Raw genomic sequence first — 24,378 nt, 5'->3', positions numbered from 1 at the left:
ACACTCTGGTTGATGTGAGGCGGAGGCCAACACCGCCCACTTTCTCCAACAACACAACAACGGAGGACCACACTATGCAGTGGCTCCATTGGATCGCGTTTGGAATGATTGCCGCCATGCCACTTGTCGTGTTCGGCATTACTTATCTTGAACTGGGTCGCAAATGATCTGAAAGGATCGGGCTCGGCATCATCCGTCAGGGGACAGATGATGCCTTGCCTGCATAATGTCGTTCTCTTTCATGAGAGGCAAAACCACAATTTCGGATGACTTCTGTGTATGCAGCCCTTATGCACAGGAGAACGATTTTTCCCGGTTTTGCTGCATGAAAGGACATCACGATGAGCGACGCCATCCTGATTACGGTCGATGAACTGTTCGAACTCGTGAAGGACACACTCCGCAACGCCACATTCAGCGATGACCATGCAGCCGCAATCGCGCGCACCATTGTCGCCGCAGAACGCGACGGCTGCAAATCGCATGGCATTTACCGCATCGAAGGCTGCCTGCGCACCGTGAAGAGCGGCAAGGTGGCGACCGATGCCGTGCCCGTGCTGACCGTGGATGACAGCGCCGTGGTGCGCGTCGAAGCTCATGGCGGCTTTGCCAATCTCGCATTCGAAACCGGCAAACCGGCGCTGATCGAACGGGCGCGCGAGCTCGGTCTGGCCGCCCTCGTCATCAATGATTGCACCCATTTCGCAGCCCTCTGGCCGGAAGTGGAAGCGCTGGCCGACGAAGGCCTAGCAGCCATGGCCATGTGCCCGAGTTATGCGACCGTTGCGCCTGCGGGCGGCAGCAAGCCGCTTCTTGGCACCAATCCATTTGCGTTTGGCTGGCCGCGCACTGGCGAAAACCCCTATGTGTTCGATTTTGCAACCAGTGTCGCGGCACGCGGCGAACTGGAACTCTACCGCCGCGCTGGCAAGCAATTGCCGGAAGGCTGGGCGGTTGACGCCGAAGGCAATCCGACCACCGATCCGGAAGCAGCCCTCGCAGGCGCCATGCTGCCCTTCGGCCAGCACAAGGGTTCGGCCATTTCGACCATGATCGAGCTTCTGGCCGGTTCCATGATCGGCGATTTTAGCAGCCCGGAAGCGCTTGCGTATCTTGGCACCACGACGATTGCCCCGCGCCACGGCGAACTGATCCTCGCTTTCGACCCGACACGCATGGCCGGTGGGCGTCTCAATCCGATCCAGCACGGCGAAATCCTGCTGGAAGCCATTGCCGGTCAGGGTGCGCGCCTGCCTTCGCAACGCCGTTTCGCGGCCCGCCGTGAATCGCTCTCCAAGGGCATTTCGCTGACGCAGGCGGAAATGGAACAGCTCGAAATGCTGCGCCAGAAGGGCCTCGACGCCGTCGCGTAGTTCGGACCGCAACCAAACAAAAACCCCGCCAATTGGCGGGGTTTTTTATTTGCGAATTTTATAACGTTCAGGCTGCGTATTTCGCGACCGCGCCGCCCTGCTTGTTCCACTCTGCATACCAGGTCTGGAACAGCTTCAGCTGTGCTTCGCAATAACCGCGCTGGGCATCGGACAGCTTGTCCGTCTCGTTGAAATGCAGTTCATATTCCGGGTTTCCGGTCACGACCATCATGTGCTTGTAGAACAGGACGAGGTCCGGGCCTTCATCGAAGGAGGACAGCACGCCAAGTGCGGCTTCCAGTTCAAGCGCGGCAACGCGGGCCTCAACATCGCCCGCAGCAGCGGCCTTGGACAGCGATACCAGATGCTGCACTTCCTTCGGCAACACATTGCCGATGCCGGTGATGGCACCCTTTGCGCCGCAATTGACGAAGCCGTGGAACACGCCCGTATCGACACCGACCATCAGGGTCACATCGTCATCGGCGCTGGTGATGTTTTCTGCCGCATAACGCATGGCTTCCGCCCCGCCGAATTCCTTGAAGCCGATCAGGTTCGGATGCTCAGCGCGCAGCGCGAAGAAAAGATCGGCGCGGGTGGCAAAGCCATAATATGGGCTGTTGTAGATAACCGCCGGAAGATCGGGCGCAGCCGCCAAAATGGCCTTGAAGTGCGCCTTCTGGGCGGAAATCGACGAACCACGCGACAGAACGCGCGGGATGACCATCAGGCCCTTTGCGCCAACTTTCTGGGCATGAGCAGCGTGAGCGACAGCGGAAGCCGTGTTGACCGCGCCGGTGCCGACGACGACAGGCACGCCAGCCTTGGCCAGCGCTTCAACGCCCGCCATTCGCTGTTCGTCGGTGAGAAGCGGCCAGTCGCCCATCGAACCGCAATAGACGACGGCAGACATGCCAGCGGCGATCAGTTCCTTGCCCTTGCGCACCAGCGCATCGAAGTCCGGCGTACGGTCTGGCTTGCATGGCGTCATGAGTGCGGGAATGCAGCCGGAAAAAATATCAGAAGTCATGGTCCTGTCCTTGAATCTCTTCAACGCGTTTTTCAATCAACCAGAGTCTACAACCGGCTTCAGCAAGCCTTGTATGAAATCAAATATACACAATGTATTTTTCTTGTCGACTAAAATTTCAATTGCAACTACGATCTAATCACCATCACAAAGGTTATCGCGGATAACGGCGTGAAAGCATGCCTCCCGGCTCTTCCCGCCCGCCCCTTTCAATAAAGGACACGCCATGAGCAAAGCACCATCCAGCCAATCGGCAAACCGGTCTGAGGGCCAATCTGCCGACCGCAAGAAGGGCTCGGGCGTCAAGATGGTCTATGATGTGCTGCGCGACGAGATCATCGATCTTTCGCTCGCGCCCGGTAGCCCCATTGATGAAAACCAGCTTGCGGAGCGCTTTGCCATGTCGCGCACGCCGATCCGCGAGGCGCTTGTGAGGCTTGCCAGCGACGGGCTGGTGACGACGCTCCCCAACCGCTCGACAGTGGTTTCGAATATCGACTTTCTGAGCCTGCCTGCCTTTTTCGACGCGATCACCCTGATGTACCGCGTCACGACGCGGCTTGCCGCACGCCACCGCACCAAAGCGGACCTCAAGATCATCCGCGCCCATCAGGAAGATTTTGCCAGGGCCGTGCGCGCACAAAACGCGCTGGACATGATTTCGACCAATCGCGATTTTCATGCGGCGATTGCCGAGGCCGGGCGCAACCCGTTCTATACGAGTTTTTTCGCACGCCTTCTTGACGAAGGCCGTCGTTTGCTGCGCCTTTATTATTCGTCCTTCTCGGACCAGCTGCCGGAACAATATGTGACGGAACATGAAGACATGATCCGCGCCATTGAAGAGCAGGATGTCGAAACAGCAGACCGGCTTGGCAAGGCGCATGGCGACCAGATCGTACAGCAGATCCGCAAGCTGATCGCCGAAGACCGGCGCGATGTGATGGAACTCTGATCAGCCGCCATTCACCAGCGCGAGGACAAGCTGCTGCACATTGCCGCCATTGCCCATTTCGACCCGGTCGAAATCGCGGCCTTGCGCGCGTTGCACGGCAACCAGATCGGTGATTTCCTTGATCAGCACCTTGCGCATTTTCTGGCATTTCGGATCGTTGGGCACGGAAAGTCCAACCGTACGGCGCACGATTTCCCGCGTCATGTCCTTGGCGCTGTCGCCATGCACCAGTTCGTGCTTGCGGATGCCTTCGATGAAGACGTCCCAGTTTTCGCGCACCGGCGACGGCAGCTTTTGTGACGGCTTCGGCAGCGTATAGGTGATCTTCAGCTTCGGTTTTGCCGACAGAATCGTGCAGCCATTGTTGCTGTTATCGAATTTGCGGTCCCAGGTCAGCACATAGCTCGTATGGGCGATCACCCGTCCAATCCCGATCTTCGGCCCACGCTGGCCAATGGATCGATAGAGATCAATGCCGGTCTGGCCGGTAATGGCGTAAGGCTTGACCTCTTCGACGGCCTTCCAGTCGTCTTCAGCATAAGCGGGCACCGCCGCGAGCAGTGCAAGAATTGCCAGTCCAACGATTTTCTTCACGACCACCCCATCAAAAACAAGATGCCGGGCAACTTACAGGAGCGGATTGCATTGCAGAAGCCATGCTTTTCGTTTGCCGAAAACTATTGTCCACAGTGACGGGAATCGAAGGAGATTGACTCCCGCCACCCATCATCGTTTGATCGCATCATGCATGGGGGTTCTGCGGGGTGGCATTTTTGCCGGAGCAAGGAAAAACCATCTCATTCAAACAAGAAAATGGAGTTGCGTTGTGCTCAAATCCACCAGACGGGGAATAATTCATCTTGCCTTAGCTCTTGCCGCCACCACGGCGATCGGCACTTTCGCTACCGCAGCGGAAGCCAAGGACAAGATCCTCCTGATCATCAACGGCGCCCTCGGCGACAAATCATTCTTTGATTCCGCCGCCAAGGGCATGAAGATGATCAAGGACAAATATGGCGATGAGGTAGAGACCAAGATTCTCGAAATCGGCGACGATCCGACCAAGTGGGAGCCGGTCTTCCTCGACGCGTCCGAACAGGACTGGGACCTGATCATCGGCGGCACCTATCAGATGTCGGAAACCGTCGGTTCGGTCGCCAAGCAGTATCCGGACAAGAAATACGTTCTTTACGATGCGAGCGTGCCTTATGAGGAAGGCGGCTATGACAACGTCTATTCCATCCAGTACAAGCAGAACGAGGGCTCCTATCTCGGCGGCATGCTGGCGGCTTCGCTGCTGAAAGACGGCAAGCTTGGCGATACGGGCAAGAATCTGGGCTTCCTCGGTGGCATGGATATTCCGGTCATCAACGATTTCCTCGCTGGCTATATTGCAGGCGCACAGTCGGTCACGCCGGATGTGAAGATCGCCATTTCCTATGCCGGTTCCTTCATGGATGCCGCCAAGGGCAAGGAACTCGGCCTCGCGCAATATCGCTCCGATGTGGCGCTTGGCTTTGTGGTCGCGTCGCAGACCGGCCTCGGCCAGCTTTCGGCTGCCAAGGAAACCGGCAAATATGTACTCGGCGTCGATTCCGATCAGGAAGCGATCTTCAAGGACAGCGACCCGGCCATTGCCAAGCAGGTTGTCAGCTCCGTGCTGAAAAACGTCGATGTCAGCCTCTTGCAGGCCTATGATCGCTTCAAGGCAGGCGACCTGCCTTTCGGCAAGGCGGAAGCGCTTGGCCTGAAGGAAGGCGCAGTTGGCATCGTGATGGATGGCAACATGGCGACCATGGCCAGCCAGGAAACCAAGGACGCCATCAAGAAGGCTTCCGACGAGATTTCCGAAGGAAAGATCACGGTTCCGACCGGCTTTGGGCTCAGCACCGAAGACCTCAATGCCATGCGCAACAAGGTTCGTCCCTGATCGTGGCAAATCAAGCTGAAACACATGAAGGCGGCGATGCTATCGTCGCCTTCCGCGATGTGAGCAAGGTCTATCCGAACGGCACGATTGCGCTGCGCGACGTGTCGTTTTCGATCCGCGCCGGATCGATCCACGCCATTTGCGGCGAGAACGGCGCTGGCAAATCCACGCTCATGAAAATCCTGTTCGGCATTGAAAATGCCACGGCGGGAGAAATCGTCGTGGATGGGCAGCATATCGCATCATGGTCGCCGGAAGATGCCGCCGCGAAGGGCATCGGCATGGTGCATCAGCATTTCTCACTGGTGCCGACATTGACCGTTACGGAAAACATCATTCTCGGCCATGAACCGGTAAAGGCCGGACTGATCGACCGCGTTGCCGCGCGCAAAATGGTCGATGAACTGATGCAGCAATATGACCTGCATGCCGACCCGGATGCGATCACGGGCACACTATCCGTCGCAGCCCAGCAGAAGGTCGAAATCCTGAAGGCGCTGGCGCGCCGCACGCGCCTGCTGATCCTCGACGAGCCGACGGCCGTTCTCTCTCCGCCGGAGATCGAGGAACTGATGCGACGGCTGAAAAGCCTGCGCGACGACGGCATCACCATTCTCTTCATCTCCCACAAGCTGAACGAAGTGCGCGAACTGGCGGAAAGCGTCACCGTGCTGCGCGCCGGTGCTGTCACCGGCACGGAAAAGCTTGCCGATGTGCCCGACGATGCCATCATGCAGATGGTGATGGGCCACGCGGTGGATATTCCAAAACGCGCCCACAAGACCGGTCCGACCAGAACTGTTCTCACCATGAATGGCGTGACGACCATGGCGCCCGATCCTGCCGACCGCATCAACGATATCACCCTCACCATTGGCGCAGGCGAAATCGTCGGCGTTGCGGGTGTGGATGGCAGCGGCCAGCGCGGCCTCGTCTCCGTCCTGTCCGGTCTGGCGGAAGCCGCGACCGGCACTATCAGCTTCAACGACGCAAACATGCTGCGCGCCGATACGGCCAGCTGGCGCAAAAAGGGCCTTGCCTATCTTCCTGCCGACCGCTTTTCGCAAGGCGGCGCGCCGGGCCTGTCGCTGGCGGAAAATGCCATCGCCGGAACCGACCGCAACTCCGATACGGATCGCGGACCCTTCCTGCGCTGGAATGCGATCAAGACGCGCGTACAGGATATGATCAAGCGCTATTCGGTGCGCGCCGGCGCGATTACGGAGCGGCTCGATTCCCTTTCCGGCGGCAATGCGCAAAAGCTGATTGCAGCGCGCGAGCTGGCGACCAATCCGAAATTTCTCATCGCCGATCAGCCGACGCGCGGCATCGACGTTTCGGCGGCGGCTTTCCTGCATCGCCGCATCGATGAAGTGGCGCAGGGCGGCTGCGCGGTTCTGCTGGTCAGCGCCGATCTCGACGAATTGCTGCGCCTCAGCGACCGTGTCGTTGTGCTTTTCAACGGGCGCATCGTTGCCCATCTTGAAAACGGGTCCGACATCACACCTGCGACGCTCGGCCCCTATATGCTCGGAACCAAGGTGGCTGCCTGATGCGCAAAATTCTGGCTTCCCTCGTTCCGTTCTTCCTGACCGTGCTGGTCATTGCCGTCATTATGGCCGTGCTGCTGGTGCCGCTGGCGCTTATGCAGGATGACCCGGCGGCGATTCTGAAGACGTTTTTCCTCGGCCCCTTCGGCAGCATCCGCCATATGGGCAATATGGTGGAAGCGGCAACGCCGATCATGCTGACCGGCCTTGCCATCACCATCATGTTCCGCTCCGGCCTGTTCAATCTCGGTGCGGAAAGCGGCTTCTTTCTGGGCGCGCTCGGCGCGGTGACAGGTGCCGTGCTGATCCCGTCGCTCGGCTGGTTCTCGCTGCCCGTCGCCATTCTATGCGGCGCCGTTGCGGGCAGTTTTGCCTGCACCATTCCGGCGGCTTTGCGCCTGCGCTATGGCGCATCGGAAATGGTGACCTCGCTGGTGCTGAACTACGCCTTTCTGTTTCTCGGCCTCTATGTGCTCAATTATATTATCCGCGATCCGGCTGCGGGCGGCATGATGTCCTACAGAATTCCCGCCGAGGCCAAGCTCGACCGCCTTCTGGCGGGCACGCGCCTCAACAGCGGCTCGATCATCGCCATTCTGGCCTGTATCGCGGGCGGCATCTGGCTTTACTGGACGCGCTCCGGCCTTAATATCCGCATTGCGGGCTCCAGCCCCGGCTTCGCCAATCATCTCGGCCTACCGCTGAAACGTATCATCATGCGGGCGCAGATTGTCGGTGGTCTGGTGGCGGGCATGGCAGGGGCGCTCGAAGTGCTCGGGCTTCATGCGCGCTTTTCCTGGCTGGACCTGCCCGGCTATGGCTGGACCGGCCTTGTCGTCGCCATTCTGGCGCGGGAAAACCCGTTCATGCTCATCCCGGCTGCCCTGTTCCTCGGCTTTGTTCAGGTGGGCGGCGATCTTCTCGCCCGCAACATGAATATTCCGACCGAGGTGGTGGGACTGGTAACAGCGGCCATCATGGTGGGTGCCACGGCCAGCGTCATCCATAACCATCCGACCGTGCTGCGGCTGATCCGAAGCCTGCGCAATCGTGAAGGCGAACAAGCCGGAGTGCAGCCATGAGCACCGTTCTCGCACAAATTCTCGATCCGTCCTTCATCGGCACGATCCTGCGTGTGGCGACGCCGCTTCTGCTGGCAGCGCTTGGCGTGATGATTTCCGACCGCGCCGGTGTTCTGAACATCGGCATGGAAGGCATGATGCTTGTGGCGGCGCTCATCGCCGTTCTGGCCAGTGCCGCAACGGGAAGCCCGGCCATCGGCCTTTTGGCCGCGCTGATTGCGGGCGCGCTTCTCGGCTGGATCATGTCGGTTTCGGTCAACCGTCTCGGCACCGACCTCATCATGACCGGCATTGCGCTCAACATTGCGGCGGCGGCGGCAACCACGCTCGGCCTTTATCTGGCGACCGGCGACAAGGGCATGTCGGGCGCGCTGAAAAGCGGCGCATTGCCAAGCCTGCCAGTGCCTTTCATCGGCAATATTCATGTGCTGACCTTCGCCGCCCTTCTGGCCGTCCCGGCGGTCAGCCTGCTGATGATGCGCACCCGTTTCGGCCTGCATCTGCGCGCCACCGGCGTCGATCCCAAATCGGCGCGCGCCGCAGGCATTCAGGTCCGGCGCGTGCAGATGCAGGCGCTTGTCCTGTCCGGCCTCTTCGGCGGTGCGGCGGGCGCCTATCTTTCACTGGGCTATGTGACGTGGTTTGCCCAGAACATGACTGCCGGTCGCGGCTTTATCGCGATTGCAGCCGAAGTGATGGGACAGGGAACGGCATGGGGCACGCTTGCCGCGAGCCTTGTACTGGCGGCTGCGGAATCGCTTGCCATCACGCTGCAAAGTCTCGGACTGCCGTTCGAACTGATGCAGATGATCCCCTATCTCGTTCCGGTGGTCGTGCTGACGATCCATGCCGCCCGCAAGCAGCGGCGCGCACGGCAATTGAAGAACTCCTGACATGCATGAAAATGAGAAGAACATGAAGGCTTGGGAACTGACCCGCGATCTGCTGCGCGACACCAAACCCGTGGTGCGGACGGCGGAAGAACAGACATGGGATGCGAGCGCCGTCATGAAGGCGCAGGACGATCTCATGGCCATGTTCTGGAAAAGCAATGTGCCAGGATCGGCAGCACCCGAATGCCTGATGGCAGGCGCGCTGCAATCGCTCGAAAACAAGGGCTATGTGCTGGAACCCTATGCAGAGCTTCTCAGCGATGGGCTGGCAGCGCTTGAGCGCGGCGATTTCGAAACGCTCTACCGGATCGACATGCGCCTGCGCGTACTGATGCGGGCAGCAACGCCCGACCCGAACCACATTTCGCAGAAGACAGTGCGATATGGGTCGTGGGAGGAGTTCGACGCCGCCGTCCAATGGCCGGATGATGTGCTCTACGCTGTGCATTCAGACGATTTCCGCGACCGCACCGCAGCCGCATGGATGGCGCAACTGGTGGGCGCGGCAGCTGGAACCGCACTGGAAGGCTATACGGCTGAAAACATCATGGAGGTTTTCGGCCCGATCCGCGATTATGTGCGTGAGCCCAACACCTATAATGACGATATCACCTTCGAAATCGCCTTTCTGGAAGCCTTTGGCGACAAGGGTTCCGCTGTTACCTGCCGCGACATTGCCGAGCGCTGGACTGCGCTGATCCCGCTTGGCTGGTCGGCGGAAGCCATCGCGCTTTCCAATATGCGCCGTGGCCTGACGCCGCCGGAAACCGGCAAATCCGACAATCCATTCGATGAATGGATCGGCGCGCAGATGCGTGGCACCATTTGCGGCATGGTTGTGCCCGGTCGCGCCCGCGAAGCGGCACGGCTTGCATGGATGGACGCCGAAATCTCCCATGCCGGTAACGGCATTCTGGGCGAGGTGTTCAACGCCGTCATGGCCGCCCGCGCTTTTGCGGAGAGAGACACGCGCGAACTGCTTGTCTCAACGATTGGGCTGTTTTCAACCGAAACGGAATATGGCGCTGTTCTGGCCTTCGCGCTTGATGCCTGCCATTCCGCAGCCAGCTGGCAGGACGCATGGGCGAAATGCGATGCGGAATATGCCGAATATAACTGGATCCACGTCTATCCGAATGCGGCGGCTCAGGTTATCGCCTTGTGGTTCGGCGAAGGCGATTTCGACCGCACGCTCGAAATCGTGTGCGGCATCGGTCATGATGTCGACTGCAACGCAGCTCAGATCCTGAGCATGATCGCCATCCAGCACGGCTCCGGTATCATCGCGGAACGTTGGTCGAAGCCGCTTTTGGCCGACGACATCGTCACCTATATGCGCCGCCCGGCGAAAATCTCTTTCGAAGCGCTTGTCGACCAGACGGTCGATGCAGCGCGCAACGCTCTTTAATTCCCCTATTAGGAACCCTAACATGGCCCGTAAAATCATTATCGATACCGATCCCGGTCAGGACGACGCCGTTGCCATTCTGCTGGCGCTCGCAAGCCCGGAGCTGGACATTCTCGGCATTACCGCTGTTGCGGGCAACGGCCCGCTGGCGCGCACGGAAATCAATGCGCGCACCATCTGCGAAGTGGCGAAGAAGCCGGACACCAAGGTGTTTGCCGGTTCCATCCGCCCGCTGGTGCGCCCGCTTGTGACGGCTGAAAACGTCCATGGCAAGACCGGTCTCGACGGCTATGATCTGCCCAAGCCGACCATGCCACTTCAGGCGCAGCACGGCGTCGATTTCATCATCGAAACGCTGATGAAAGAGGAACCCGGCACTGTCACGCTTTGCCCGCTGGGACCGCTCACCAACATCGCCTCCGCGCTGATCCGCGAACCGAAGATCGCCGAACGCGTCAAGGAAATCGTGCTGATGGGCGGCGGCTATTTCGAGGGCGGCAACATCACGCCTTCGGCGGAATTCAACATCTATGTCGACCCGCATGCCGCAGCGGTTGTGTTCAAATCCGGCATCCAGATCACCATGCTGCCGCTCGATGTGACGCACAAAGTGCTGACCACCGAAAAGCGCATCGCCGCCATTCGCGGTCTCGGCACCCATGTCGGCGAAGTCGTCGCGGCATGGCTCGAATTCTTCGAGCGTTACGACGAAGCCAAATACGGCACCGATGGCGGCCCGCTGCATGATCCGAACGTGATCGCCTATCTGTTGAAGCCGGAGCTTTACTCCGGTCGCCATTGCAATGTGGAAATCGAAATCAATTCGGAGCTGACCATCGGTGAAACCGTCGTCGACTGGTGGGAAGTGACCGACCGCCCGAAGAACGCGCTCTTCATCAAGGATGTCGATGCGGATGGTTTCTTCACGCTTTTGACGGAACGTCTGGCGACGCTCTGATCCCTCGTCAAAACAAAAAAAGCCGCGCTGGTCCAGCCAGCGCGGCTTGCAGTTTGACGAGTGAAACTCAGGCGCTGGCGATCAGCGCTTCCACTTCGTGCGCGGTCGGCGCTGCCGCACCAGCACCTGCCCGCGTGACTGCTATCGCGCCCGAGGCGGACGCGAAACGCACGCAATCATGCAGCGATTTTCCATCCGCATAGGCGACCGCAAAGCCACCATTGAAACTGTCCCCGGCAGCGACCGTATCCACGACCTTGACCTTGAACGGCTCGAAATGCCGGACCTCATCCGCCGTGACCAGCAGCGCCCCACGGCTGCCGAGCTTGAGAATAACGGTCCTGGGGCCGCGTTCCAGAAGGTTGCGGCCCGCCGCTTCTGCCGAGGCCAGATCGGTTGGCTCAATGCCAGTGATTTCGGCGGCTTCCGTCTCGTTTGGTGAGATGATATCGCAAAGTGCGATCAGGTCCGCCATGCGGCTGGCATCGCCAACCGGCGCCGGATCGAACAGCACCTGACCGCCGGAAGCCCTTACCGCCCGTGCAACAGCCAGATTAACCTCATGCGGCACTTCGCGCTGCAAAAGGGTGATCTTCGCCTTGGCAATATCGGCAGCATAAGCGTCGATATCGGCTGCCGACCAATGCGCATTGGCACCCGCACAAACCGCAATCGTGTTCTGCCCGGCCTCGTCAACCTGAATGATCGCCATGCCCGTATCGACACCATCGGTCACACGCACGCCATCCGTATTGAGCCCGAATTCCTGCATCTGCTTGACGGCCAGATCACCGAAGGCATCATTGCCCACCGCGCCGACAAAACGCACATCGCCGCCAAGCTTGGCGACAGCCACAGCCTGATTGGCGCCCTTGCCGCCGAGACCGATGCCATAGCCCGATGCATTCACCGTCTGCCCCGGACGAGGCAGCGCCGCCATGCGGGCGCTGACATCCACATTCACACTGCCGAAAATAAAAATCTTCAACGGCTTCCTCCATAGAACTTTAGGGCACCATAGAGCATTTCCAGCAAAAGTGCGAAGCGGTTTTGCGTAGGATAATGCGCAAAAACAAATAGATAGAGCGAAGAAAACTTCCATGTCGGCAGTTCTGTCGTGCACAGACAGAAAAGCCGCGAGACGATCCCGCGGCTTTTCTTCAATCATGGCACAAGCGGCTTATTCGGCTTTCAGGAAATCGCCGACTTCCAGCAGCACGAATTCATTGTCGTCAACCTTGTCGAGCGAACGGCCAGCCGAGAACGGCAGATTGTTGTCGTTACCGACGATGATATGGGTATCGTCTACGCGGTCGACATTTTCGATGGTCAGGAAGGGCATGTCGTAAATGGCGTCATGACCGCCCTGACGGCGCTTGTTGTCCGGGTCGGCAATGGCCAGCAGGTCGATATAGCCGATCTTGCGCACTTCCTTGCCGACATTGCTGTCGTCGAAGGAGATCTTGTAAACGCGCTTCACCTTGGACGGCGCGTCGAAGCAATCGGCTTGCGGCTTCTTCGGATCGGCACAGGCCTTTTCCGCAACACCAACGCCGTTGTCACGCTCGATCACCAGACCCGTGCTGGCGTCCAGCATGTTGAAATCGCCAATTGCTTCGCCGCCATCGGCCAGAGGATAGAGCCACGAACGACCCGTCCATTTCTTGTCGGCCACGCTGAACTCGATAATACGCAGGCCGGTCTTGCCGCTTTCGGTCTTTTCCGGCGCGCCATCGACGAAAAGCGGGCCTTCGAGAAGACCATAAAGCTTCGAACCATCCTTCGATATGGCAAGGCCTTCGAAGCCACCCGAACGCTTCAGATTGTATGCCGGAAGTTTGAGGCTCGGATTGGCAGGCAAAGCGAGCTTCGGATTGTCCGGCGAAACGACCGGCGTTTCACCCACCTGCGTCGCGAATACGTCGGTCAGTTTGCCTTCAGTATCGAATTTCAAAAGGAAGGGACCAAATTCCTCGCCCACCCAGAAACCATCCGCCACCGGCTGGATCGATTCCACGTCGAAATCGGCCCCGGTCAGATAGCGCTTTTCCGCGCCTTCCATGACAATCGGAAACGGCGCCTTCTTGTTCGGATCGGAGAGGAACAGGGTTTTTACCCGCTCGACCTTGCCATTGTCCCAGTCGAATTTCACATTGTGCAGCATCAGCATGGCATCGGGCGAGTTGAGCTTCGACCCAAAACCATTGTCCGACAGCGTCCAGAAGCTGCCGTCTTCCATGGTCTTGATGCCGGAAAAGCCCTGCACCGGCTGGCCGTCGAAAGGAAGCGAAAGGCCGGTTTTGCGCACGCCATCCTTGCCCTCGATCGTGCCGATGCCCTCGGCGCGTTTGCGGTCGGCGGTGGTGAACTTGCCGGAGGTCTTCAAATGGTCTGCCGCATCATCCGGTGCCGCGATAACCGTGTTGGCTGGCAGGATCGCGTGAGCCTTGAGTGTGGCCGAAAAGGTTTTTTCCTCAGCCAAGGCCGGTGCGATGGTGAAAGCCAGCAGGCTGGCGAGAAGGGTCGAAGTGCCTAAAGAGCGATGCATGGAATGTCCCCGTTCCGATTGAGCAATGCGCATGGGTAAGCAAGCTTCGTGACAGGTGCTTGACTGTCCAATGAAGCTTTGAAGACTTCCGTGCCGACGAGAGGAAAAACCAACTTCGTCAGTATGGAATATTTTTCCTCTATTCGGCGGGCAACTATGACGTTAATTTCCTGCGTCGCTGCATGAGGGAAAATATGACCGACAATTCGTCCGTTCGCCGCAATATTCTTATCCTGACGATGGCACAGGCGCTCGGCGCGTCGAGCCCGCCCATCGTCATCTCGCTTGGCGGTCTTGTCGGGCAGAAATTGTCGTCTGATCCAGCCCTTGTCACCCTGCCCGTCAGCCTGTTCAATCTGGGGCTCGCTCTTGGCACATTGCCTGCCGCATTTTTGATGCGCCAACTCGGACGGCGCAATGCCTATATGCTCGGCGCACTTGTCGGCATGGCGGCGGGGTTGATCGCAGCCGCAGGCATTTTCTCGGCATCGTTCCTGATCTTCTGCCTTGGCACGCTGACGGCGGGTCTCTACGCCGCCTATGTGCAAAGCTATCGCTTTGCCGCCGCAGACGCCGCCAGCGGCGACATGAAGGCCAAAGCAATTTCCTACGTGATGGTCGGCGGTCTTATCGCCGCAATCGTCGGCCCGCAATTGGTGATCTGGACGCGCGATACCATCCCCGACGCCATGTTCGCGGGCAGTTTTCTGAGCCAGGCGGTGCTTGGCCTCCTGGCATTGCCGGTGCTGTTCATGCTGCGCGCGCCCAAGGCCGTCAAAGCAGCCAATGCCAACAACGATACCGGCAGACCCCTGATTGAGATTCTGAAAATGCCACGCTTCATCCTGTCGGTGGCGGCAGGCGTCTGCTCCTATGCCCTGATGACCTTCGTGATGACGGCAGCGCCTATCGCCATGGTCGGTCATGGCCATTCGGTCGATCATGCGGCGCTTGGCATTCAGTGGCACGTGCTGGCTATGTTTGGACCGAGCTTCTTCACCGGCAAACTGATCGCCCGCTATGGCAAGGAGAAGATCACCGCGCTCGGGCTTATCCTGATCGCCGGGGCCGCAGCCGTCGCGCTCGGCGGCTTCGATGTCGGCCATTTCTGGTTTGCACTGATCTTGCTTGGCATCGGCTGGAATTTCGGCTTCATCGGTGCCACCGCGATGGTCACCGACTGCCACACGCCCGCCGAACGCGGCAAGGCACAAGGCGCCAACGATTTCATCATGTTCGGAACGGTTGCCTGCGCGTCGTTCTTCGCGGGATCGCTGCTGCACGCTTCCGGTTGGGAAACCATCAACTGGCTGGTTTTCCCCGCTGTCGCGCTGGTGCTTGTGCCGCTGATCCTGCGCCTGAAACCAAAGGTCGTGACACAATAATCAGCTTGGCAAACAAGCACACTATCGTGACTTGGACTTAGTTTCGCCAGAAGCTATCTCTACTGAAATGCACCGATCCGATTCCGTCGGAACGGTGTTCTATTTTAATTTCCTAATCATTGATGGACGCCGCATACTCAAGTTTTTGAACGCCAGGCGAACCGCTGGAATGAGACTATGATCAACGATCTTACCGACGAAATGTTCTGGCTGTTCACCATCGGTGTCTGCATCCTGTTCTTCATCCGCCTGCTGTCGCCGCCCCCGGCAATGCGCAGCAAAACATCCGCGCAGACGCTTCCGCGCCCGCGTTGGCGTTCACGGCGCAGGGCTTTCCGCGAGCGCTGGATGGCGCGCAGCAAGGACGCGCAGCGTCCTAACGCATAAAGATCAGCGCCATGCCGACCACGGCAAAGGCGGCCCCGAGCCATGCGCCCGCTGCCGGGCGCTCGCCTGTTCGAAGCCAAAGCAGCGGCAATATGATGACGGGTGTTGTAGCCGAAATGGTCGAGACAATGCCCGCTTTCCCGCCCGACAAGGCAAAAAGCAGCAAGGTCATGCCGACGCCAAGCGACAGGAAGCCGGTCAGTGCCGTCATCGCTCCAACCCGCCAGTTGAGCGGATTGCGGGGCTTGACGGCTGCGAAGGGCAGCTGCATCAAAACCGACAGACAGGTGGCGGCAATACCGACGCGCAACATGGAGCCGACAAACGGGTCGATGCCCGTTTCCATCACCGGACGTGCGATGATCGAGCCGATGGCCTGACCAAGCGCCGACAAAAGCCCGAGGCCGACACCGGCCCACAGCGACCCTTTGATCGTTTCCCATGGATGCTGCTGATTGGCGCGCTTGCCAAAGAAGATCGCCAGCGAAACACCGAAAACCGTGATGACAATACCGAGCACGGCGGTCAGGGAAAGCGTTTCACCCAGCACCAGCCAGCCCAGCAATGCGGTCATTGGCGCATTCATGGCGAACAAAATGCCGGAGCGGCGGGGCCCAAGCCTGTTGAGCGTGATGAAAAGCAGGGTATCGCCCAGAAAAATGCCGATGAAACCTGAAAGCAGCAACGGCAGAACGACATCGCCGGTCAATTGCTGCCATTTTCCGGTGGCAATCACGTAGATGGCGAGCAGGCTCGTCACGAACACCTGGCGCACGCGATTGAAGGCAAGCGCGCCCAAATGACCGGCTGGCCAGGCGGAAATGAGACCCGTCAGTGCCCAGCACGTTGCTGCCCCCGCCGCAGCCAGTTCGTAGATCGGCATGTTATTCCTGCAATTTTTAAGAATCCGGCGTTCGGTGCGCCAACCGCCTTCCGCTTTCTATCGGGGCAGGAAAATGCCGTCTATTTCATTCTCGTGAACTGGCTATCACCGAAATCGAACGGTCGGTCGCTGGTTAGAACCGATAGGTCACACCCAAAACCGGGCCATTCAGGCGAGAATCGAACACATAGCCATCGCGGTCATAATCGACATGCAGCGCCTTGTAGCCCGCCGAGACCGACAGGTGATCGGTGAGCAGATAATTGACCGTGCCAAGCACTGACCAGGTCAGCTCAGACCCGGCACCGAAGCCGCCAATATCCGCCTGTGCCTGCAAGGAGAGCTTGTCCGTGAGTCGCAGAAGCGCTCGCGTACCCACCACCGGATCGACCCAGTTGAAGCTTTCGCCATAACTCCGCGTCAGGCCAAGCGCGCTCACCGTCACATCATTGGAAATGTGCCAGAAGCGGATGCCGCCCAGCGCATCAAGCGTGAATTTGGGCGTATCGACCACGCGATAGCCGGCTTGCAGCGTGGCCATGAACTGCTTGCTGTCCACATCGCCCTTGACGACCGTGCCCGATGGAATGGCAATCGGCAGTGGCGGCAGGTTGCCGTAGGCGTGGCTTTCGGTCGTATCGACATACATCATGTCGCCCGAGACGACGAAACGGTCGTAGCGGCCCCAGACATTGACGAAGCCGCTGAAATTGAGATCGCTCAACACATCGGAAAAGGACTTTTCGATGCCGATGGTCGGCGCGCGCTGGAAAGGCGAAATATCGCCCTTGAGACCCGCAGCCCAGACATAGGGTGTGATTTGCAGGGCCCAGCGCTGGCTTTCCACGACGGGCGGCGCCTCCGGCGGAACGGTAACCGCATCGGCGGCACTGGCAGCCTGTGCGCCGCAAAGGGACAGGACAATGGCAACGGCGTAGTGACCTGGTCTATTCAAAATGCGCCCCTTCAAGCCGAAAGCGTGTTTTTGTGAATGCGCCCATCCTTCATGATGAGCTTCATCGTGCGGTCTGGATCGGCAATCAATGAAATATCATCGAGCGGATTGCCATCCAGCACGAGAATATCCGCATAGGCTCCCGCTTCGATGCGGCCCAGTTTTGCCGGATAAGGATTGCGCGGCCCCGAAAGCGCGACCAGATCGGCATTGCCGCTGGTCAGCATGCGCAGCACGTCTGCATTGTCATACCAGCGCGCAAATTTCGCCAACTGCCTGCCTTGGGTCGCAGTGCCCTTCGGGTTGAACAAAATGTCGGTCCCGAGCGCCATCTTGACCTTGTACTTCCGCCCAAGCTCGATTGCCCTGACCGTGCCGTCGGAAATCTGCTGCTGTTGCTGGCGCTGCACCGGGTCGGATTTCGGATTGGCATCCTCGTCGGAAAGAAACGGCTGAATGCTCCACCACGCATCGGCATCGGCCATGCGCTTGACGGTTTCCTCATCGGCAAGCTGGCCATGCTCGATGGATTTCACGCCGCAATCGAGAGCCCGCTGAATGCCGGCGGATGTATAGGTGTGGATGCAGACATAGGTGCCCCAGTCGGAGGCGGCAGCAACAGCCGCCTTGGTCTCGGCTTCGGTGAACTGTATACCGTCGATCGGGTCGTAAGATGAGGAAACACCGCCGCCGCCCATGATCTTGATCTGGCTTGCGCCGAGCATCAACTGCTCGCGCACGCGGCGCAGCACTTCGGCCTCGCCGTCGGCAATGGCCGATATGCCCGCCCGTTCCGCCACGCTCAGATCGCTCTGCGCGCTTCGCGGCAGATCGGTGCGCATACGAAAATCGCCGTGACCGGAGGTCTGCGAAATCATGGCGCCGGATGGGTAAATGCGCGGGCCCACCACGCCGCCCTCGTCGATGACGCGCTTGAGCGCGAAAGACGGCCCACCGACATCGCGCACCGTCGTGAAGCCGCGCAGCACCGTGCGCTCGGCTTCCTGCGCGGCCACCAGATGCACATAGGGAATATCGGCTGTCATGGCGGCCATTTGCGATATTCCGGCCAGAATGGAGTGCCAGTGGGCTTCGATCATGCCCGGCATCAGTGTGCGACCACCGCAATCGATAACGTCCGCGTCTGCGACCGTTTCCTGCGCGCCGACCAGCGCCTTGATGAGATTTCCTTCCACCAGAACGTTCTGGCCTTCGATGAGCTTGGCGCTGGTGCCGTCGAAAATCTTCACATTGGTCAGGAGAAACGGCTTTGCCGGGGCTTTGGTCTGCGCCATCGCCGTGCCGGTCAGGCCCAGTGCCGATACGGTAAGCGTTGCGGCGGCAGCCTTGAGCAGATTGCGGCGCGACAGCTTCTTTTCCATTCGTGCCATCAGTTGCAGGGCTTGCGGGCTATGGCAGGCGCAGCTCCATCCGTGAATGAGGTGCCCGTATTTTTGGCCAATCCGTATCGACAAGACACACCCCTTCTTTTCGTTTGCGAACGACAGCGCGCAGGAAAGCTTCAGGAAGCCGAAGCGATGACTTTCATGTTAGAGGATTCTTCAATAAAAACATCTCGAATTTGCCGGTTTCCTTCCTTCGATGTATATATTTTCCATCGCACGCAACGCGAATAAAGCGGCGAATGACCTTTCAAGCAATATTGCCGATTTGATTTTTAAATTTGGAGTAAAAATTGCGCGGTGAACAAACGGTTCTTCAAGTCTCGATAGGCGTTACTCTGCTGGTCGCCGGTTTCGGCGTCGTATTCGGTCTTTTGTCCGGTTCATTCTCCATTGTCTTCGACGGTGTCTATATGCTGGCCGACGCAGCCATGAGCGGGCTCGCGCTGATCGTATCGCGCCTCATCGCGCTCTCCGCATCCCCGGAGCAGCCCAACCGCAAATTGCGCGAGCGTTTCACCATGGGGTTCTGGCATCTGGAACCGATGGTGCTTGGCCTGAACGGCATCATGCTGACCGGCGTTGCGATCTACGCACTCATCAATGCAATTGCCATTATCATGCAGGGCGGTCGCCATCTCGAATTCACCTATGCCATCTTCTATGCGGTGGTTGCGCTGGTTGCATGCCTCGGCATGGCGTGGTTCGAAATGCGCGCCAACCGCGTCATAAAATCGGAGTTCGTGGCGCTGGATGCCAAGGCGTGGATCATGTCGGGCGGCATTACCGCCGCGCTGTTGATCGCCTTCCTGATCGGCTATCTCGTGGAGGGCACCGAGCTTGGTTGGATAGCGCCCTATATCGACCCGACCGCGCTGGCCGTGGTCTGTCTCGCCATCATCCCTATGCCTATCGGCACGATAAAACAGGCGCTGGCCGACATATTTCTGGTTACGCCCGCCGATCTCAAGCAACATGTCGACAGCGTGGCGCAAGACATTGTGAAGCGTCATGGCTTCATGTCCTATCGCGCTTATGTCGCCAAAGTCGGTCGCGGCAAACAGATCGAACTTTACTTTATCGTTCCGCCCAACCTACCACCCCGGCGGCTGGAAGAATGGGACGCTTTGCGCGATGAAATCGGCAATGCGCTGGGTGAAGAAAGCCCCGACCGCTGGCTCACCATCGCCTTCACCACCGATGTCGAATGGGCGGTGTAACAAATGCCTTATCCCGACAGCTTCTTCGCCTGAATTTTCTGCGAGAATGCCTCGACCGTCACATCGTAGTGGTCGCCCTGCACAACATCGAGAATACGGCTCGGACGAAAAGCGGCGATGTTGACGCCGCCCTCATGGCGGAGGCTATCGAACAGGATGCCGTTTTCTCCGGCAGCGCGCATTTCCTCGCCGAAAAGCTGCGACGCGCGATAGTCGTCGGATGCGTAGATTTCAGGTCTTGCCACCTGTTCGCCGCTGATATCGATGAAATCGCCTTCAAGGCGCGCGCTATAAACGCGGAATGTCCGGGAAAGCGTCTCCTGCCCCGTGGCCACCGCCTCACGGCGCATATGATGCGCTACTTCCACTACGGAGGTGGTGATGCTGGCGGCGGCATACCATGCGCCGAGCTCCGGCCCGTTGAACCGCATGCCGCCCGGCGCGACATGCAGAAATGTCGCCATGACGATGCTGGAATTCGGCCTGCCGAACACCCATTCCTCATGCGGTAGCCTTTGCAGACGTTCGACCAGTAGCCGGTCATTGGTCCAGCCGGCCAGTTCCATCACCGCTTCCAGATCGGCAGCGGTCGCCACCGTGTCGAAAAGTCCGACCGGAGGAAAACGCGACGGAATAAGCCGGTAACTCGGATGCGGCGCGGGATTGCGCCTCACGAGAACACCACGTCGGAATCGCGATAAGGCGTGAAGGCGCTGTCGATCTCGTTTGGTTCCATGAAGTGGCCGCCACGGGCCGCATCGAGAAACCGCCGCACAGTCAGCAATCCGTCCTGTGTGCCACCCGTCACCAGCCTCAGCGGCGGATGCCCGCCAAACACCGTTGCGCGATTGGGCGTCGTCAGCCAGCGCACGCCCGCCGTCTCATCCGGATAAAGAACACCCAGCGCCTGATGAATGCCGAGCACGGCAGACAGGCGCGTCAGCACATCGACATCCAGCGTGATATCGCGATGTTCGCGCACGGCTTTCACCCAGTTGTAATAGGTCGAGCGCGACGGAAGACCCAGAACCAGCAGACGCTGCTGCTCGTCCAGCCCCCAGAGATCGGCAATAGCCAGAAAGGTACGCAGCCCGGGCGCACTCAATCGCTTGCGCGATAATGGGCCGAAACGGCGCGGATCAAGAACGTCCGGACCTTTTTCAATCCCTGTCTTTAACGCCACATTGCCACGAGCCATGATCGTCTCCATTCGTCCAGAATGGAATATAGTCCAAATTTGGACTTTTACAACTCTGCGTTATAGGCAGCGATTATTCAGCCGCGATGAGCGGGGCGTGGGCAGCACCCGGAAGATCGAAATGAACAGGACGCAAGGACACATAGCCATTGCGGATATCCAGCACATGGGAATAGACCTGTGCGCCGTTTTCCAGCACCGGAAGCTTTTCCTCATGCATGATGCTGATGACGATGGCATCAGGGCAGCGGCTCTTCAGGGCGGTATGGAAGCGCGCCTTTGAAGCCGGGTCGAGCGCGCCTGTGGCCTCATCGAGGAAGATGATCGAAGGCTTGTGCAGGAGAATGCGCGCCAGCACGATCTTCTGCTTTTGCCCGCCAGACAGAACCATATCCCACGGTGCACCACCGGCATCGCTATCGTTCATCTTTTCGATGAATTCGCCGAGACCCGCTTCATGCAGGACCGCAGCGACGGCAAGATCGCTGAAGCTTCCGGCATCGCCCGGCAGGCTGACAAGCTGCTTCAGCGAGACGGACGGGAACTTCGCATCCTGCGTGGCATAGAGCGCGGTCGCGTTCTGCGGATAGATGATATCGCCGGTGCCATAGGGCCAAAGGCCGTTTAGCGCCTTGACGAAAGAGGTTTTGCCCGAGCCGGATTCACCGCGCATATAGACCCAGTCGCCTGCGCGGATATTGATGACGCCGGAACGCAGGAACGGCGCTTCGCTGCCCGGCCCCTGCATCAGCGTGAGGTTGCGGACAGACAGGCCGAAGCGCGGATGCTGACGGCCAAAGGCAAAGCGGTTGACGCCCGAGCGCGCATAGAAATCCGTCGGGTCCTGCACATTTTCCATGGCGCGCGCCAGCCCGGTCACGCGACCGGCATTGGCGCGCAGATTGGCGATGGCAGGCATGACCTGAATGAACCACGAGCAATCATTGATCATGGCGGTGACGAGTTCCGCGCCCGTGACATAATTCCGGAAGCTCACCGACCCGCCCATATAGGGCAGAAGGCCCGGAATATAGGCGACGATGCGATTGGACAGGAAGCCATAGGCTTGCTGGAAGGCAAGATAGGCCGCGTCAAAACGATTGAGCTTATTCCACGTTCCGTCCACATCCTTGTAGAGGCGCTCGTTCACCGAACGCTGCACGGCCTCGCCATTGGAGGCGGAAATCTGGAAACTGCGGCGCAAAAGGGTCGTCCACTCGCCACGATAGGAACCTTCCGCCTGCTGAATGCCGAGATTGAGGCGTTCCAGACGACGACCGATTTTGACGGCGACGAATGTGCCAAGCGGCACGTAAATCAGGATGGCGGCGAAGGCGAGAACCGCGCTGCCATAGGAGCCGAAGACTTCCAGCCCTTCCACATCCGTGGACATTTCAATCAGCTTCTGCCCGATGAAGAAGGCCGACAGAACGACGCCGACAATACCCATTACGAGGCCGATAGCGCCGCCGGTCATGCCCTTGATCGACTCCTGCAAGCGCTGATCGACATTGTCGATCTGGTCCTTGCCGCGGCCCTGCTGCAAATGGAAATGCGTGTGCCTGCTATTAAGAAGCGCTGCGGAAAACTGGTCGTTCAGCCATTTGCGCCACTTGCGGTGCAAGGTGGTTGAAAGGAAATGCCGTGAGCCGACCAGCATCACATCCTTCGCCAGCATCAGCAGAATGAGAATACCTGCATTGATGGAAATCGTCGCCAACGGGTTTTGAACCGGTGCGGTATTGGCGTTGACAATGGAGTTCATCAGATGACCGGAGGCTTCCGCCACCCACACCGTCGTCTTGCTGACGAAAGCGGTCAGAAGAAAGATCGCGGCGGTGAGCGCCCAGGCTTCTCTCCAGCGGTCCGATACCCAATAGGCGCGCATCAGGCCCCAGAATGAGGTCATGCTGGCCACGGCAGACTTATCCCCTTGTGGCAGGCTTGCCTGCCGGGATTGTCGTTTTATCTGCCGTACACCTTTCAATCCGCACCTCGCTTCCAGTTCACCAATTGTAACACTGCGTAACACATTGCAACAAACTGTGGTTAACGCGATGTTAACAGTCAATACAAAACGAGAGCACGGATTCTTGAAAAGCCGAACGCGCCGTCTCAAGGACCTGAAATTATTGAGCTATTAGATGTGCTAAATTTTATCGGAAAGCGCCGTTTTGTGCGGAAAACCGGCACTTAGAAGCAAATATGCAACATGATTCGGCATGATTCCACTTCACTTGGCGAGAAACGCCTGCAAACGCGGCACCACGAAATCGAGGAAAACCTTCACACGCTGGGGCAGGCGCGCGCCACCCAGATAGACAGCGTTCACCTCTTCCTCGTCGCTCTCGATCACATCGGCCAGCACCTCGACGAGCCGACCGGCAGCTATATCGTCGCGGGCGTGATAGTCACCAAGGCGGGCAAGCCCCAGACCGGCGACGGCCATGCGACGGACCGTTTCACCATTATTGGCGAGCAACGAGCCATAGACGGCGCGGTCGACAATGCGACCACTTTCCTTGAGCGGCCAGACGGGCGCCATACGGCGGAAATTGAACCCGATGCAATTATGGTCCGCAAGGTCGTCTACCGTCAGCGGCGTGCCGCACCGCTCCAGATAGGCCGGAGCCGCCACAATCTTGCGCCGGGCCAGTCCGATCCGGCGCGCCATCATGCTGGAGTTCGGCAACCGACCGGTGCGAAGCGCCACATCGGTTCGATCACGATAGAGATCGATAATCTCGTCGCCGAGTGACAGGTCCACCACAATATTGGGATAGGCGGCAAGAAACTCCGGCAGTATCGGTTCCAGTCCCAGCGTGCCCAGCGCGACCGATGTGTTGACGCGCACCGTGCCGCCCGTGCTGGCCGAGCCTTGCGACAGTTCGCGCTCGATCTCATCGAAGTCGTGCAGCAGCCCCTGGCTGCGCTCATAATAGATGCGCCCCTCGGCGGTCAGCGACAGGCGGCGCGACGACCGTTCCAGAAGCCGCACGCCCAGCCGCGTCTCGATACGGGAAATCAGCTTGCTGATCGTGGACGGGTTCATGCGCAGCAATCGTGCCGCCTCAGAGAAGCTGCCCGCCTCCACGACCCGCAGAAAAACCTGCATCTCACCGGCGCGATTATCCATTCATGACCTCATCTGTGAAATCGTTTCATAGATAATGTGGAACGCCAGCGCATTTTCAAGTGAGAATGTTGGGCCTATTTCTTG

The 24,378-nt window shown here is 59.0% G+C and carries 22 protein-coding genes; 11 read left to right on the top strand and 11 right to left on the bottom strand.

Annotated elements, in window-relative coordinates:
- Positions 1-341: 341 nt before the first annotated feature.
- Positions 342-1,373 (top strand): Ldh family oxidoreductase, encoded by a 1,032-nt coding sequence (locus FIC94_RS00285; protein WP_140023522.1) that lies wholly within the window; start codon positions 342-344, stop codon positions 1,371-1,373.
- Positions 1,374-1,440: 67 nt separating this feature from the next.
- Here the strand turns inward: FIC94_RS00285 and FIC94_RS00280 are convergent, their stop codons facing one another.
- On the bottom strand, positions 1,441-2,403 hold the full coding sequence (locus FIC94_RS00280; RefSeq protein ID WP_109367848.1) for a dihydrodipicolinate synthase family protein: 963 nt from the start codon (positions 2,401-2,403) through the stop codon (positions 1,441-1,443).
- A gap of 226 nt (positions 2,404-2,629) precedes the next feature.
- On the opposite strand from FIC94_RS00280, the gene FIC94_RS00275 reads away from it, so the two are divergent.
- Positions 2,630-3,358, top strand: a complete 729-nt coding sequence (locus FIC94_RS00275) for a GntR family transcriptional regulator (protein ID WP_121538894.1) — start codon at positions 2,630-2,632, stop codon at positions 3,356-3,358.
- Here the strand turns inward: FIC94_RS00275 and FIC94_RS00270 are convergent, their stop codons facing one another.
- Positions 3,359-3,934, bottom strand: coding sequence for a DUF922 domain-containing Zn-dependent protease (locus FIC94_RS00270; RefSeq protein ID WP_371830839.1), 576 nt, complete (start codon positions 3,932-3,934; stop codon positions 3,359-3,361).
- Between the two features lie 250 nt (positions 3,935-4,184).
- Here FIC94_RS00270 and FIC94_RS00265 point away from each other — a divergent pair, with 250 nt between their 5' ends.
- The 6 genes from FIC94_RS00265 to FIC94_RS00240 are packed head-to-tail and all read left to right on the top strand — an operon-like array spanning position 4,185 to position 11,179.
- Complete coding sequence (locus FIC94_RS00265; protein ID WP_109367850.1) at positions 4,185-5,288, top strand: BMP family ABC transporter substrate-binding protein; 1,104 nt, start codon at positions 4,185-4,187, stop codon at positions 5,286-5,288.
- A 2-nt stretch (positions 5,289-5,290) separates the two neighbouring features.
- Positions 5,291-6,841 (top strand): ABC transporter ATP-binding protein, encoded by a 1,551-nt coding sequence (locus FIC94_RS00260; protein ID WP_140023521.1) that lies wholly within the window; start codon positions 5,291-5,293, stop codon positions 6,839-6,841.
- Positions 6,841-7,920 (top strand): ABC transporter permease, encoded by a 1,080-nt coding sequence (locus tag FIC94_RS00255; RefSeq protein WP_140023520.1) that lies wholly within the window; start codon positions 6,841-6,843, stop codon positions 7,918-7,920. Before FIC94_RS00260 ends, FIC94_RS00255 begins: the two co-directional genes overlap by 1 nt.
- Positions 7,917-8,813 (top strand): ABC transporter permease, encoded by an 897-nt coding sequence (locus tag FIC94_RS00250; protein WP_140023519.1) that lies wholly within the window; start codon positions 7,917-7,919, stop codon positions 8,811-8,813. The genes FIC94_RS00255 and FIC94_RS00250 overlap by 4 nt, the downstream gene beginning before the upstream one ends.
- A 22-nt stretch (positions 8,814-8,835) precedes the next feature.
- Entirely contained in the window at positions 8,836-10,221 is a 1,386-nt protein-coding gene (locus FIC94_RS00245; protein WP_235891926.1) for an ADP-ribosylglycohydrolase family protein, read from the top strand.
- A 22-nt stretch (positions 10,222-10,243) separates the two neighbouring features.
- A complete protein-coding gene (locus tag FIC94_RS00240; protein ID WP_121538891.1) occupies positions 10,244-11,179 on the top strand; it encodes a nucleoside hydrolase in 936 nt (311 codons plus the stop codon).
- Positions 11,180-11,246: 67 nt separating this feature from the next.
- Here FIC94_RS00240 and rbsK read toward each other — a convergent pair whose 3' ends face one another.
- Entirely contained in the window at positions 11,247-12,119 is an 873-nt protein-coding gene (gene rbsK / locus FIC94_RS00235) for a ribokinase (protein ID WP_235891946.1), read from the bottom strand.
- 240 nt (positions 12,120-12,359) lie between these two features.
- Positions 12,360-13,727, bottom strand: a complete 1,368-nt coding sequence (locus tag FIC94_RS00230) for an esterase-like activity of phytase family protein (RefSeq protein ID WP_180917855.1) — start codon at positions 13,725-13,727, stop codon at positions 12,360-12,362.
- Between the two features lie 194 nt (positions 13,728-13,921).
- Between FIC94_RS00230 and FIC94_RS00225 the strand changes: the two genes are divergently transcribed.
- Together FIC94_RS00225 and FIC94_RS00220 are read left to right on the top strand one after the other, a co-directional pair.
- On the top strand, positions 13,922-15,112 hold the full coding sequence (locus FIC94_RS00225) for an MFS transporter (protein ID WP_140023516.1): 1,191 nt from the start codon (positions 13,922-13,924) through the stop codon (positions 15,110-15,112).
- 177 nt (positions 15,113-15,289) lie between these two features.
- Positions 15,290-15,499 (top strand): hypothetical protein, encoded by a 210-nt coding sequence (locus tag FIC94_RS00220; RefSeq protein WP_109367858.1) that lies wholly within the window; start codon positions 15,290-15,292, stop codon positions 15,497-15,499.
- Here the strand turns inward: FIC94_RS00220 and FIC94_RS00215 are convergent.
- From FIC94_RS00215 to FIC94_RS00205, 3 genes are all read right to left on the bottom strand, one after another.
- Positions 15,489-16,382: a DMT family transporter gene (locus FIC94_RS00215; protein WP_121538888.1), complete on the bottom strand. Its 894-nt coding sequence runs from the start codon at positions 16,380-16,382 to the stop codon at positions 15,489-15,491. The genes FIC94_RS00220 and FIC94_RS00215 overlap by 11 nt on opposite strands.
- A 133-nt stretch (positions 16,383-16,515) precedes the next feature.
- Positions 16,516-17,301 (bottom strand): porin family protein, encoded by a 786-nt coding sequence (locus FIC94_RS00210; protein ID WP_371830884.1) that lies wholly within the window; start codon positions 17,299-17,301, stop codon positions 16,516-16,518.
- 47 nt (positions 17,302-17,348) lie between these two features.
- Positions 17,349-18,719, bottom strand: a complete 1,371-nt coding sequence (locus tag FIC94_RS00205; RefSeq protein WP_109367726.1) for a metal-dependent hydrolase family protein — start codon at positions 18,717-18,719, stop codon at positions 17,349-17,351.
- 314 nt (positions 18,720-19,033) lie between these two features.
- Here FIC94_RS00205 and FIC94_RS00200 point away from each other — a divergent pair, with 314 nt between their 5' ends.
- The gene (locus tag FIC94_RS00200) at positions 19,034-19,960 is read left to right on the top strand and encodes a cation diffusion facilitator family transporter (RefSeq protein ID WP_140023515.1); all 927 of its coding nucleotides are present in this window, start codon (positions 19,034-19,036) and stop codon (positions 19,958-19,960) included.
- A gap of 8 nt (positions 19,961-19,968) precedes the next feature.
- Here FIC94_RS00200 and FIC94_RS00195 read toward each other — a convergent pair whose 3' ends face one another.
- The 4 genes from FIC94_RS00195 to FIC94_RS00180 all read right to left on the bottom strand — a co-directional run bounded on the left by FIC94_RS00195 (position 19,969) and on the right by FIC94_RS00180 (position 24,294).
- Positions 19,969-20,634, bottom strand: coding sequence for an RES family NAD+ phosphorylase (locus tag FIC94_RS00195; protein ID WP_109367728.1), 666 nt, complete (start codon positions 20,632-20,634; stop codon positions 19,969-19,971).
- Positions 20,631-21,158, bottom strand: a complete 528-nt coding sequence (locus FIC94_RS00190) for an MbcA/ParS/Xre antitoxin family protein (RefSeq protein WP_140023514.1) — start codon at positions 21,156-21,158, stop codon at positions 20,631-20,633. Before FIC94_RS00190 ends, FIC94_RS00195 begins: the two co-directional genes overlap by 4 nt.
- A gap of 73 nt (positions 21,159-21,231) precedes the next feature.
- Positions 21,232-23,076 carry an ABC transporter ATP-binding protein/permease gene (locus tag FIC94_RS00185; protein WP_180917853.1) on the bottom strand — a complete coding sequence of 615 codons (1,845 nt, stop codon included), beginning with the start codon at positions 23,074-23,076 and terminating at the stop codon, positions 21,232-21,234.
- Positions 23,077-23,391: 315 nt separating this feature from the next.
- A complete protein-coding gene (locus FIC94_RS00180; RefSeq protein ID WP_109367731.1) occupies positions 23,392-24,294 on the bottom strand; it encodes a LysR family transcriptional regulator in 903 nt (300 codons plus the stop codon).
- Positions 24,295-24,378: the final 84 nt, after the last annotated feature.

The organism is Ochrobactrum teleogrylli, from assembly GCF_006376685.1.
GTDB lineage: Bacteria > Pseudomonadota > Alphaproteobacteria > Rhizobiales > Rhizobiaceae > Brucella > Brucella teleogrylli.
The sequence above is the reverse complement of the archived record's forward strand: the minus strand, read 5'-3'. Positions and strand labels throughout refer to the sequence as shown.